Source organism: Corallococcus exercitus (assembly GCF_003611585.1).
Lineage (GTDB): Bacteria > Myxococcota > Myxococcia > Myxococcales > Myxococcaceae > Corallococcus > Corallococcus exercitus.
The window spans coordinates 1-13822 of the sequence record NZ_RAVW01000252.1; the positions used below are offsets into that span (position 1 = coordinate 1).

The following is a 13822-nucleotide window of genomic DNA, read 5'->3' on the forward strand; positions in this document are numbered from 1 at the left end:
CCCCCACCCCGCCGCCGCCGGGCGTGGCGTCCGTGGACGACGTGGAGGAGCGCTTCTTCCACGCGGTGGACGGCCTGGAGGCGCGCGAGCCGCAGCTGGCCGCGTGGCTGCTCAATGGCATCCCGGGCCTGCCCGCGCACCAGCGCCGGGTGGCGTACGCGGAGCGGCTGCCGGGGCTCGTGGCCCGCAGCCTGAACGGGCTGGATGACGACACGGCGTGGACGCTGCGCGACGTGCTGTCGGCGAGCGTGCCGGTGGACGTGGCGGAGGGCCTGGGGTTCGTGACGTCCCCGCGCTCGCACGCGCTGCGGCAGCGGCTGTACGCGCAGGCGCCGGAGGCCGTGCTGGAGGGGCTCAAGCGCCAGGACTCGCCGGAGGCGTGGGCGCTGCGCGAGCGCGGCATGAAGGACGGACACCTGGGGGCGGTGCTGCTGGGCCTGGCCGGCGTGGACGGCGAGGAGTCCTGGGTGGTCCGCGAGGCGGGCATGCAGCGCAAGCTGTACTCGGAGGTGGCGCGCAGCCTGGGCGGCCTGGCCACGGAGCGCGCGGATGCGCTGCGCGAGGCGCTGATTCCGCACGACCGGCTGGCGGTGCTCAAGAGCACCACGGGCCTGGAGACGCCGGTGGCGGTGGGGCTGCGCGAGCAGCTGGAGAAGGGAGCGCTGAAGCTGGTGCTGCGCTCGCTCACGGGGGTGGATACGCCGCGCGCCTGGGCCATGCGTGAGCGCGGCGCGGCGCTCACCAAGGAGGCGCTGGACTCCGTGGACGGGATGGACACGCCGCGCGCGTGGAAGCTGCGGGCCTCCGCGGCGCGCCGGTGGCCGGCGACGGTGGTGTCGTCGATGCGCGGGCTGCCGCTGGTGGCGGAGACGCGGGCGCTGTTGGATCGCATCCTGGATGAGCAGGCCGGGAAGCTGCCGGTGCTGCGCAACGCGTACGCGGTGGTGGCGCAGGCGCGGGTGCTGGAGCAGACGCAGCGCGCGGTGCGGTCCTCGGTGGAGACGGCCGGGGTGGACGCCGGGCGGCAGGAGGCATGACGCCCATGGAAGGTCCATTCGGGGCGCTGTTCCAGGACGTGGAGCAGGAGCTTCAGGCGCTGTCGATGGGGGCCATCCTCCCCCGGCTGGTGGCGTCGGCGCTGATTGGCGCGCTGCTGTCGTCGCGGCCCTGGCGGCTGGTGCTGGGCAAGCCGCTGCCGAAGGTGGAGATGGTGCAGGCGCAGATCCTCCTCTGCGCGGCGGCGGCGGTGATTACCGCGGTGATTGGCAACAGCGTGGCGAAGGCGTTCGGGCTGGTGGGCCTGGGCGGGTTCGTGAGGTTCCGCTCCGGGCTGAAGGATCCGCGTGACGCGGCCATCCTGTTCCTGGTGATTGGCCTGGGCATGGCGTGCGGCCACGGCAACCTGGTGCTGGCGTTCGTGGGCACGGGGTTCGTGGCGGTGCTGCTCTTCGTGCTGGACCTGTTCGAGAAGAAGGCCGTGGCGGCGAAGGAGCCGAAGCAGCGGCTGGTGGTGTCCGCGCAGGCGGACGACCTGGTGCGCGCGGAGGCCACGCTGAGGACGGCGTTGGGGGAGCGCAACGTGCTGGTGAAGAGCTGCGCGTTGGACTTCTCCGCGCGGCGCGTGGAGCTGGAAGTGGAGGAGCCGGAGCCTGGAAGCCTGGCGGCGGCGTTGGGACGGACGGAAGGGGCGCCCTTGCGGGGGCTGCGGTGGACGGCGGTGAGCGCGAAGGGCGCGCGGGAGGAGTTGGCATGAAGTTCAGGAAGCTGGCGGTGCTGTTCGCAGCGTGTGGGGCGTTGGCCGCCTGTGGTGGCGGGGGCAGCCTGCCCACGGGGAATGATCCAGGCGCGCCCACGACGAACCCGGACGGCACGGTGGACCTCCCGGGCAACCCGGTGGACCCGAACACGGGCGGCGGCACGAAGCCGGATCAGCAGGCGGAGCTGACGACGCTGTGGCCGCTGACGACAGGCTCCACGTGGACCTACCGCATCACCGATGCGCAGGAGGGAGTCTTCAACAAGGTGGTGACGGTGCAGGGCCCGGAGACGGTCCCCGGCACGACCATGACGGCGGTCAAGGTGCACAGCCAGCAGGACCGCACGCAGACGGGCACGGTCTACGAGGAGAACTCCTGGCAGCTGGAGCTGACGACCGGCGTGGTGGTGCGTCTGCGCGAGGAGGACATCCTGGACGGCGTGGCCTCGAAGGCGACGACCTGGTCCCCGGCGATGATGAAGTCCCTGGCGGCGGCGCCGGCCTCCGTGCCCTGGGAGCACCAGGACAAGGTGCGGGAACTGATCACGTATTCCGCCGGTGGTACCGAGGGGAAGGATCCGACCTACGTCTGGAAGGTCCTGGAGAAGGACGTGACGGTGACGACGCCCGCGGGCACGTTCACCAACGCCATCAAGGTCCAGCGCGACAAGCTGAACAAGAGCGGCGAGGTGAAGGAAGAGAAGCAGCGTCTGTACTGGCTGGTCCCCGGCGTGGGCAAGGTCCGCGAGGACGGGGAGCGCCTGGAGGAGCTGGTCTCCTACGACGTCAAGAAGCCGTAGTCCGCTGATTCATCTGGATGGGATTGGAGCCCGGGTTGGCGCGAAGGATGCGCTGGCCCGAGCGTTGTCATTTCAGGGCATCCACTGAGATGTGGTTTGCCACCGCATCCAGTAAATTCCCATCCCCCGACTCAACAGCCAACCGCGCACAGGCGACAAAGCTCTCTTGAGCCAAATCCGATTCCCCCAACATCTCGTACGCCAATCCGCGATTATAATAATAGGCCCCATGCCTACCATCGAGCTCTATGGCTCGATCAAAATCGGCAATAGCATCCCTCCCATCTCCCGCCACCGTTCGAGCCCAACCGCGAAGCGAGTGCAGCCTCGCGTCAAGCGGCGCCAGCTCCAATTCAACGTCAATCAACCCCATCATCTCTCGCAGTCGCGCAACATCCATCGAGACAGAATTAAATCGAGCCACCAACTCCTCATACCCTAGTCGTGAACTCATTTCTCTCTCCGAAATGGCCATCATCCCATCACACCTTACCCTTCCAAAGCCTTCAGCACGAGTATCGCAGCGCTATTCGTCTTGAACATCCTTCTCGTGACGCCGCCGCATCGCGGTTTTCGACTCCACGGGCAGCGCTTGCTCGAGAGGCAGCCAATGGAGCCATCTCGAGGGCTCGTCATCCGCCAGCACGTAGGACGGGTGGCGGATGGCCATGCCCCGAGTTTTACGTACAGCGCGCAGGAAGATCCAGGTTGTCCAGGGCCTGAGCGGTACCGCTTCTTGATCCCCAACCAATCAGGTTCCATCCAGTCCCATACAGCGGCCATCACAGCCACGGTCCTGCCGACTCCAACGAAGCCAGCCCAACAGCGCGCGTGCCCTGGCCAACCTTCTATCTAAGGAGAAGCTGCCCCCAAAGCCCTCGGCCTGCAGGTGCGAAGAAATGCCCTGACCACATTTCTCGCCCGGCGCGGCCTTCACTGACGGCTCTTGTCCCCTACTCCGTCCAGAAACTGAGAGGGCTTCTGCTTTCCCTCCTACGGCGGGCCGTGGCTCCACTTGAGCACATCTTAACCTGGAGTCGCTGGCGTCGCCACCACCAAGCCGTGGCCATGCAGTGTCACTATCGAGCCCGAGGAGCGCGACTCAAATTACAGTTACAGGGCCAAGAACAGCCCTAGAAGCATCAGCCAACATACACATCATCAACACCTCTCTCAATCGCCCCAACAAGCCACTGCCGCAGGGTGCTTGCACGCCCAGCCAACCACGGCTCATTCAACTCAAGAAAGCGCCTCTCAATCACCCCAAGTTCAACCACCAAGTCAGGCATAATCTCAGGCGTCACGCTCAGTCCTCCCGGAAATTTCCGAATCAACTCTAACCCCAACTCCTCGGCAGCAGGACGCCAGTACTGATTAAAAATTATATTCGTCGCCACAGGAACCTCAACAACAGGCCCTCCCCCAGGTTCAGCCCCAGAAATCAACGAAACAGACATGATATTCACTTAACCTTTTGGCGTTTCATTGGTGTCGGCTCCTTCGCAGCTTCCGGCACTCCATACTCAGCACTGAACTCCCAATCCGGGAACTCAGCTGCCAACTGTTCAACCCCCTTCTGGAGATAAGTACGAACCAAGGGTGAGTCTGCGGCAGTCCTAAACCGCAGTCTCTGTTTGTTGCTTCGGAGCACCTCAATCGGAGGAACAACCGGACTCCCCTTTCCATCCGGGTGGGGACGACTCGCGTGCGCAGCTTTCAACATTGCGATGCGGACTCGCGTCTTCACAACGACGGATTTTTCCACCCACTTCATCGGATCATTCCATGGAAGACCTGTCTTGGGATTGATCTTTCCGAGCTCGCCGGCGTCTTTATTCTCAATAAACAGATCCTCGCGAACCTCATCAAACTCACCAAGCGATCTGTCAGTAGAGTCAGCAAGCTCAACGGACTTGTACGCAGCACCCGCTGGCCACCAGTTTGAACTGGCGCGCAGGACACCAGTTCCTTCATTGGCGCCGGGAGCCATCACAGGATGAGCACTCACGTCAGGCTCACCAATCACAACAAGTCTGTCGCCAGGTTCAGCTATAGGCGATCGCGCCGGCTCGGGCTCAACTCTCGGACTGGCTGCATCATCCGCACCGGGAGCAATTCTCGGCTGCTGGTCCCGATGAGCAATCGCATCAATCTCGCGAGATCGCTTAGCAGCATTCCTGACCTCTTGTTCGTGCGCAGCGGCCAGGTTGTCAGCCTCTGCTCTTGCTCGGTCTTCACTCGACTCAAAAACCGCCTTCCCGATTGAGTTAAAAAACATCCCTGCGGCACCGACAATATATCCGGTGACATTGGGTACGACACGTCCAGCTGCAGAGACCGCCTTGGTAGCAGTATCCGCCACATTTGAAATTGGGGATGCGGATGGAGGCGGGGCGTCAACAAGCCCTATGTTACATACTTCGAGCGCAACCGGATTCTGCTTCCCGCAGCTATTAGGGACACCAAGATCAACACCCTGTCTGCCATCCGGATCAACATATCGAAGCGGATTGCTTCTCGAGTAGCTCCATGGATGAACACCAGTTGGCTTAGCCAGTCGACCATCCACGCCAAGCGGATCTTCCGACAGGAAACGCCCCGTGCTTGTGTCGAGCCAGCGCTGCTGAGCATATGTTAGACCTGATTCTGCATCCCAGGCGTGTCCTGTGAATCCAATGCTGGCTTCTGCTGCAGTCGGCGCGTTTTCGTCGCGGTAGTTACCCCATGCGTCGTATCGGTGTACAACCGCCGCACTGTTAAGCGGGACCCGGGCCACTGTACTTCCCAGCCCATCCTGGAGAATTCTTTCTGTTGCTACAGCGAGAGTGAGGCCAGCTCCTCGCTGATAAACTTGGCGTGTGCCGTTCGGGAGGTTTTCCTCCACTAGCGTTTCGCCGCTCCACAAATAGCTTGTGGTAGAGCCATCAGCGGTGCGGGAACGACGCAAGCCTGCGTAGTCATACTGATATGTGGCCTGCCGTTGCTGGGCTCCTTCCGTCTGCTCCACTTCCACCAGACGTCCCGCAGCATCAAAGTGGAACAGCTTCGTAAGGCTTCCACGCTGTTCCCGTACCAATCGGCCAACGCGGTCCGTCTGGTACTGCGTAACCACCGCGTCAGCGGCGACTTTGTTCCTCGTCTCCTTCAGACCACCCAGCGCGTCATAGACATACGCAAGATGCTCTTGGGGCTGTGTCACGGAACCAAAGGCAGACTCGCCCAGGGCACCTGCATAGCCCGCGACCTTCTTTTCGGCCTTGCGCGAACCGTCGTTGTGCAGCGCATAGAGGACGGACTGGCCATCTGGATACGTCACTCCCGTCAGGCGGTCCGCAGGGTCGTAGCCGTATTGCGTCGTCTCCGTGACCGTAGACGTCCCCGTCGGGGTGCGGTCCACGAGTTCCCTGAGCCGGTTTCCACGGTTGTCGTACTCGTAGCTGTACCGCAGGTACGGTGATGCAATCGCGGAGGCGCAGTCCTCCAGACGCGCATCGTGCGTCACGGAAGCAATGCGGCCCCGGTTGTCATAGCAGTAGGAATGCTTGAGTGCGTTGTCGCCTACGGACGCAACACGGCGGCCTCCCGCCTCCCACGCGACGTCCAACTGCCTGCCGTCCGCCAGCGTCACCTTGCTGAGGCGCTGCAGCGCCCCCACGTCGTAGTTCACTGTTCCCGACGGCGACTGCACCCACTCCAGCGCACCACTGTTGTGATAGTGGTAGCGGATCGGGTCCGAGCCGTCCTTGTCAACGAACTCCAAACGGTCTTGCCCGTCGTAGTCCAGCGCGCGCACCGTCTGAACCGAGCCCCGGTGCTCCGTTGCCTTCCGGAGCTGGTCGAGGCCGTTGAACTCGTAGTCGACCGAGTCCAGGTCCTTGAAAATTCGCAGCGCTCCCGACGCATCCAACGTCGGCGTTCCCGCCTTGAACTCCTCGTGGACGACACGGCCTCGACCGTCCACGATTCGCTGAACCCTCTCGTTCAGCTCGTTCGAGACTTCAGGGTTCCCGTTCGTCCACGTCGTAATCCAGGAGGACGTGCCCCGCGTGCGCAATTTCTCGCGGCCCAGGAAGTCATAATCATACGTCACCTCGGGCGTCACCGATCCCGCAGGTGCCCTGATCGAATCTAGCCTCGCCAGACCATCGTAGTGATAGACGAAGGTTCCCAGCCCTGGCGGCGTCACCTCGAGCAACTCGTCACGGGGCCCGTACTTGTAATGCCAGACGGACTCGTCAGGCATCCCGTAAGCCTGCTTGACCTCCCTGGCACGGCCCGCATTGTCGTGATCGCCGTAATACGTGCGGCTTACGTCGGGTTCCTGCTCGGGCAGTTCCCGCCCGAAGGTCTCCACCTCCAGGAGGCCTCGATCGTTGTACGCCAGCGTCCTCACCCGGGTGTCAGGTGTCTCTTCCTTGTGCAACTGGCCATCCGGGAAGTACGAATAGGTCGTCTTCTCCGTCGGGCCGACGTGCAGCCTTTTCACCCGGCCACTGGTGTCGTAGGCCCACTGGGTCCGCTCGTTGGCCCCAAAGCCATACGCGTGCGACCACATCGGCTTGCCGTCCGCGTAATAGCTCCACTGGTCCTCCGCGCCCGCCTGGACCCTCCGGACGACATTCCCCAGGCTGTCGACCCGCGCCGTCACCGTCCGGCCGCCCTGGCTCTGCCCATTCATCAGCCACGCTTCGGTGGACGTGCCACTGCGCTCCGCGTCCACCCAGACCGTGCTCGTCGTGTATGAATAGCTGTACCCAGGGGACGACCAGGTCTCCACCTCGCTGCGCGTGCGGCCCCGGTCGTCAATCGCATTCGCAGAGTCCCGCCGGAGCAGCTTCACCGACGTGCCTTCAATGGACTCCTGCCGCTTCACCCAGGAGCCGTCGTAACGCGTCCGCACGGAGCGCTCGCGATTCTGGTCGCCCTTCCAGACCTCGAGCTCCACCAACCCCCGTGCGTTGCGCATCCGTTCGATGACCGTGCCTTCAGGCTCGGTCTCCGTCTCGACGCCATTCCCCGGATAGGCATACGTCCACTGCGCCGCGGGAGACCCCGCGAGTGTGCGGGTCAGCATCCGCCCCAGTGAGTCGTAGGTCATCCCCCACGCTTCATCCTCCCGAGGCCCGAGCTGCGTCAGGACATTGCCCTCGGCGTCATGGGTGAACGTTGTCGTGACGTTGCGTGACGAAGCCAGCTGGGTCACGGACACCAGGTTGCCGGCCGTGTCATATTCACGTTCCGTTCGCCGCCCGAGGGGATCCGTGGAGGCAAACTCCCTGCCGAGTGCGTCGTACTCACGGGTACGGACCGATGTCTGTCCATCAACCGTCTCGGTGATGCTCAGCACGCGGCCCTGGGCATCCACCGAGTAGGTCCGCACCTCGGTCCGATCCGTGGACACCGTGGACGGCTCCCCGGAGAGGACTCGCGTCACCACGACCGACCCTGTCCCCGCGGGACTGTCCGAATACGCGCGGGTCTCGGTCAGCGTCCGCTCACCATCCGGAGACTGCACCGTCCGCACGTAGCGCGTCACCCGGCCCAGGGCATCGTCGTACGCATAGGCCTCCGCCAGACCCGTCACATGGTCGGTGCGGGTGAGCACCCTCCCCGCCAGGTCATACGTCGTCTGGGAATGGATGCCGCCGTGGCTCTGCGCATTGCTCTGGACCGACGACTGGCGCCCCAGCGTCGCGGAGTCCACTACATGCTTCTTCTCCAACGAGCCGAAGGTGCGCTGGACCACCGCGCCCGCCGCATCCAGGACCACCGTCTCCACATCCGCGAATCGGCAGTCCGCATCGCACGACTCGCCGGAGCCCTTGGTCTCGTACGCCCACCGCACCGCACGCCCAAGCGCGTCGTAGCCAATGCTTGTCTTGAGACCGTTGCTGTCCGTCACCTCGATGACGTGACCATCCGCATCCACGGCGTTCGCGTAGACCGTCTTGCCATCCACGGTCTCGCCGGTGGACCGGCCCGCGCTGTCGTACGACAACGTGTGCCGGTGCATCCGGGCATCCAGATACGACTCCAGCCGTGAGCCCTGATAGACGTCATACAGGATGGCTCCCTGCTGGGCGTTCAACCCATACGTAAAGCGCTCCGCACGCTTGAGCCCCTGCCGATATTCCGTCTTGGTCGACTGACTCCGCCCCCACCGAGCGAGATTCAGTGTTTCAGTGACGTTGAGCGTGTCATCGCCAAGCTCATAGCTATACGTCCACGCCTGAGGAGGACTGCCCGCCACCGTGCGCGTCAGCAGGCGACCGACGGCGTCATAGGTAAGATCGACCCGAGCCCCCGTGGTGTGATTCCACTCCAGGATGCGATTTCCGAGCGCGTCGTATCCATACTCCACTTGATAGGTCGCGCGGCCGCCGGGGCTCTGAATTGCTCGGGTCACCTCCGCGAACCGGGGCAACCCCAGCGCCTGCGTCTCATGCCCGGAGAACGTCAGGGTATTGCCTGACGGATCCTGGCCGCCCTGCACCACGCCATCCGGATCCGGGAACTGCTGCGCGGTGAAGACAAGCTCGTCATTCGTATCCGTGACCGTGACGCCCTGCGAGTCACCCGAATCCGACAGCGGACGGCTCACGCGCACCTGGCCGTGCCCCGAAGCCACCGACATCCCCGTGACCCGACCGGTCTGGGTCTGCCGGCCTGTCACCGACCAGAGCGGCCCCCCGCTCGCGCCCGGCACGTCCTGGCTGTTCGCGGGTGCCGCCATGAGCGTCACCCCGTCCAGTTGGAGCCGGTCGTTGACGGTGTTCTTCACCGCGCGCCCCATGGACGACACGGAGGAGTTCACCTGCACCGGGCCGCCGCGAACCTCGCTGCCCCAGGAGACCGTGCTCGGCCCCAGGCCCGGGACTTCCGTGGCGCGCGTATTGCCGTACTGGTTGAGATCCAGCGTCACGTCCACGCCGTCCGGCCGCTTGACGGTGCGCGTCCCCTCGTTGGCGGCGACGATGCGCCATCCCGGCTCGGGCATGCCCGTCCCCACCACGGACGTGACGACCTCCCTCGACTCCTCGTGCGCGTAGATCCGCTTCTCCGCCTCACGCTTGTAGGTCGCCTGCCACTGGATGAAGGGCGTGCTGCCCGGCGTGGCGGTGTTCAGCTTCAACCGCGCGTTCGTCACCTCATTGGAGACACTCCACAGCGCGCGGCCACTCAATCCGCCAGGCAGCGGCGCGTAGTCGTACTCCCAGATCTGCGTCGCGGGCAGGGCGGAGGTCCGCGTCACGCTGAGCAGGTTGCCGCGCTTGTCGTGCGCGAGAACCAACCGGTGCAGGACCTGTTCGCTCTGCTTGTGGCGCACCTCCACTGTCTCCAGCAGCGCGAAGCCCTGGTTGCGCGCCATGTTGCGCAGCCGGTACGCCACCGTTTCATCCGCGGTGTCGATGTCCTGATAGGTCATCGTGAGCTGGAGCCGGCCCGGTGTGCGCTCCACCGTCGACACCAGGTTGCTTCCCGGCTTGTAGGTGAACCGGGTCCAACCCTCCGTTCCGCGACCGTGTCCGTCGTGGAACCGGTTCAGCAGCCAGCGGCGTCGCTCCTTCTGGGGGAAGCCCTTCGCCCGCGTCTCGAACTCGTAGACGAAGCCCTCCGCCGTCCGCACGCGGGCCACGATCGGATCGGGATCCCGCTTCTCGATTGAGAGCTCCATGCCGTGCGAGCCATCCCTGACACAGCCGGACGCCGTTCCCTCGACCGGGTCCGTCGTGGCACACGTGGGGAAGTCATAGGCCTGCCCCGCGATGACCACCGTGTAGCGGCCCAGCCGCTCCTCCTGCACGTAGCCGTCGTAGTTGTTCGTCCAGCCGACCCCCGTGGGGCTGACCAGGCTGCTCTGGTTGTTGTACGTGCGCGCGAAGCGGACCACTTCCGCGAGTTGCGGCACGGAGAAGTCTTCGTGCTCGAAGGACAGGTGCCCGTCCGCCACGTTGATGCCCTGGACGGTGAGCTGTCCCGGTGCGCGCGCGTGCAAGCCTTCGAAGGTGCCGCGCGGTTTGCCGAGCGTCCGGACCAGCCGTCGCTCCTGCGGCAGCAACACCTCCTGCACCAGGTAGAAGGGCTTCGCCACCACGCCCGAACCGGGCATGGAGACAAGCTGCGCGGGAATGGACTGCTGGAACAGCCGGGCCCCATTGAGCCCCGATTGATCCAGCTGCTCCAGCGCATCCTCCGCCAGGCCGCCGTCCACCTTGTCCACGCGGTAGGTGCCATCCGACAGCAGCTCCACATCCGCCTGTTTCACCAGGGTGCCGGTGCCGCAGTCCTCGGACGTGCAGACCTTCACCCGGCCGTTTTGGATGACCGCGGGGTCCAAGGCGAAGTGCGCGGAGGCCGGCAAGGAGATGGCGCGGTCCGTGACAGCCTTGCCTCCGCTTCCAGTCTCCACCGAGCGCTGCGCCGTGAAGGCACTGCCTGCCTTCAGCAGGTCCACGCGCGGGGAGATGCCCATCAGGTTGAAGCGATAGAGGACATTGTCCGCGTTGCCGCTGAGGTACAGCTCGACGTACAGCAGGTCATTGGCGGACAGGACGTCTTCGATGAACTCGTTGTCACAATTGCCGGTGATGGAGTCGGACGTGACGTCGACCTCGCACTCCACGCCGTACTCATCACTTCCGAAGCGGACCACGTAGTCACCCGTGGGCGTGGTGGCGCGTCCGGTCCCCGGCTGAATCAATCCCGCGAGGAATTGGTAGGCCAGGTCATCGGCGTCGGCTTCCGCCGTCTTGTCGTCCAGGACGCGCGAGTCGAGCGAGCCCTGGGCGACGACCTTCGGATCCGTGAGATCCACCACCCGGAACTCGTGCTCGCGAGCCGGGTCGTAGCGCAGCACCTTGAAACCATCCGGATCCAGGCTGGTGTAGACGTTCTTCAGCCCCAGGGCCCGCTTGGGGAGCCCCGCGGGATGATCGTCCGTGGCCTCGCTGAAGTCGGGGGGCGGTGCATTGCGCTCCGCCGGACGCAGGATGCCGTCACCGTCCTGGTCGCGCGGGAACACCTCGTGTCCCACGACGTGCAGGTAATAGTTGGCCTTGGGCAGGCTGCCCAGGGTCTGGCGCTGGCCCGAGGCCGTGACGATGCGCATCGACGCCTGGAGCGCGGCGGAGCCACGGCCGGGCACCACGCCGAACTGCGCCACCGCGGGCTCCTCCACCGCGGAGCCCGTCACCCGCACGACCCGTCCCGCCAACGGAGGCACACCCGCCGGGACATCCTCCAGGTCACCTTCGCGGAAGCAAGCCGCGGCCTTCGTCTTCTGGCTCGCCGCGCCCGGCCCATAGGCGGAGCAGGTCTCCAGGAGGCGCCCGGAGACACCTTCATCGCGCAGGAATTCCGGGGGGCACGGGTCCGTGCCACCGTCGGGGTTCGGCACCCGGCACTCGGAGATGCCTCCGACGACCCGGTCCGCGGGCTGGCCCGCGTCCACGGGCGACTCGCGCACGCCTCCGTCCGGCAGGCGCCACTCGGCAGGGGCGAGCGTCCGCACGCGCCAGTGCGTGTCCATGTGGACGTAGGTGTCCCGTGTGGTGGCCGCGCCACCGGTGCGCACCAGCGTGGGCGGCGCGTCCTGTTGGATGCCCTCCGGATCCGCGCTGCGCCACACCCGCACGTCGATCTCCGGCGGGTAGAGGTACACCGGCGCCTCGATGCCCAGCGACGCCACGGAGCAGCGCGACAGCTTCGCCGACGTGCCGAAGTCGTCGACCGTCAGGGGCCCGAGCTGATCATCCAGGGCGCAACGACCGTTCGCATCGAGCTGCATCTTGCTGATGGCCGGCACCTGGATGCGGGTCATGCCCGTGTGGCCCGTCGCGTGGTTCACCGCCACGACCACCAGGGGCTCGCCTGCCGTCAGCCGCAGGAAGTTGGTCCGGTTGTCCCGGCACTCCGCCTCGTAGAAGGCCCGGTCCTCGTCAGACAGGGTGGTGGGCGTGGGCGCGCCCGGATCCTGCTCGATGGCGGGATTGAGCTCGCGGCAGCGCTCGCGGATGACGCGCTTGAAGGGCGTCGTGGGCCCCATCCTCACGCGGGCGTACCGGCCCTGCGCGAAGCGCTGGCCGGGCTGCGGGGCCCCGCATTGGGTGTCAGGCACCCCCACGGTGAACTGGGCAATGGGCCGCTCCAGGTCATCCGCGCGGAAGAAGTGGACCTCCGTCCGGGGAATGTCCACGTCCGCGATGGAGGCAAAGCCCCCCTTCTGCGCGTCGTATTCGCTGGTCGCTTTCGCGCCGCAGTCATGCCGCAGCGCTCGGCCCTCGCGGTCCACGAAGTAGAGCGCGCCATGCAGCAGGCGGGCATCCACGAGGATGTCCGCGCGCGTCTGCCGGCCCGAGGCCGCCGTGAAGGTGGGCGAGCACGCCGGATAGCTCGCCGACACCATGGATTGGACGACGGCGGCGCCTGTCTCCGGATCATGGCCCAGAATCGGGCGGGGCCCCAGCGGGAGGTCCGCACAGGCGATACCCATGCCCTCGCCCCCCGCCACAAGCACGGGGATGCCGTACTGGCCCGTGTCGCCCGTGACGCCGCTCATCGTCGGCCCTGGACCGGTCACCGTGACGCGCACGCCCGGGAAGCGCACGACCGACGGGAGCTCCTTCCCGCTGGAGCTGGACTGGTCGTCCCGGGTGAAGAGGAGCCGGAACGTCTGCATGCCCGCGTCCGCCGCGGGCACGGCCTTCACGGTGAGCGTCACCGTGCGAAGTTCGGTGCCCATCCGCGCGTTCAGGGCAATGACGGTGGTGCCCCCGCGAACCAGTTCGACGGTGCCCGCGACCGTGAGTTCCTGATCGTCGTTACGCTGCGCGCTGACCGACCAGTTCTCTCCCGCCGGAGGCGAGATCTCCGCCCCACCCTCGGCCTTCGCCGAAATGAATGCCTCGATGCGCTCCACGCCGGAGCCGTCTGAGATCCGCGACGCCCGCAGCGACACTGGCAGCGCGTACGGGAACGTCACCTCCTGGGGGAGGGAGATGAATGTCTCCAGTTCCTTCGATAGCTGGACGGTGAGCTGCTGGTCTTGCGGTGCACGCACCTTGCCGCTGACGCTGGCGGGCACCGAGGTCTGGATGAGTTGATCCAGGACCGGAACGGCCGCCGCGTAGCCCAGGAGCGCCTGCGCGTGGGCCTCACCCACGACCTTGTTCAGCGCCCGCTTCCACCACGGCAGCTCCGGCGTCCGGAGCATTCCCGGAGGCAGCGCCCCCTCCATGCCCGCATCCGGGACCGCACTCCCCTGCCC

The 13822-nt window shown here is 65.7% G+C and carries 5 protein-coding genes and 1 pseudogene; 3 read left to right on the forward strand and 3 right to left on the reverse strand.

Annotation, left to right across the window (positions count from 1 at the left end):
* From D7W79_RS26855 to D7W79_RS26865, 3 genes and pseudogenes are all read left to right on the forward strand, one after another.
* A pseudogene (locus D7W79_RS26855) lies at positions 1 to 1037 on the forward strand (dTMP kinase); the annotation flags it as partial.
* Positions 1038 to 1042: 5 nt separating this feature from the next.
* Positions 1043 to 1753 (forward strand): DUF4956 domain-containing protein, encoded by a 711-nt coding sequence (locus D7W79_RS26860; RefSeq protein WP_120528251.1) that lies wholly within the window; start codon positions 1043 to 1045, stop codon positions 1751 to 1753.
* Entirely contained in the window at positions 1750 to 2556 is an 807-nt protein-coding gene (locus tag D7W79_RS26865; RefSeq protein ID WP_120528249.1) for a hypothetical protein, read from the forward strand. The genes D7W79_RS26860 and D7W79_RS26865 overlap by 4 nt, the downstream gene beginning before the upstream one ends.
* Positions 2557 to 2623: 67 nt before the next feature.
* On the opposite strand, the gene D7W79_RS43320 is transcribed toward D7W79_RS26865, so the two are convergent.
* The 3 genes from D7W79_RS43320 to D7W79_RS26870 form a co-directional block, all read right to left on the reverse strand.
* Positions 2624 to 3034, reverse strand: a complete 411-nt coding sequence (locus tag D7W79_RS43320; RefSeq protein ID WP_147442067.1) for a tetratricopeptide repeat protein — start codon at positions 3032 to 3034, stop codon at positions 2624 to 2626.
* A gap of 664 nt (positions 3035 to 3698) precedes the next feature.
* On the reverse strand, positions 3699 to 4022 hold the full coding sequence (locus D7W79_RS43325) for a hypothetical protein (protein WP_147442068.1): 324 nt from the start codon (positions 4020 to 4022) through the stop codon (positions 3699 to 3701).
* Positions 4019 to 13792 carry an RHS repeat-associated core domain-containing protein gene (locus D7W79_RS26870; RefSeq protein ID WP_147442069.1) on the reverse strand — a complete coding sequence of 3258 codons (9774 nt, stop codon included), beginning with the start codon at positions 13790 to 13792 and terminating at the stop codon, positions 4019 to 4021. Before D7W79_RS26870 ends, D7W79_RS43325 begins: the two co-directional genes overlap by 4 nt.
* Between the last annotated feature and the right edge of the window lie 30 nt (positions 13793 to 13822).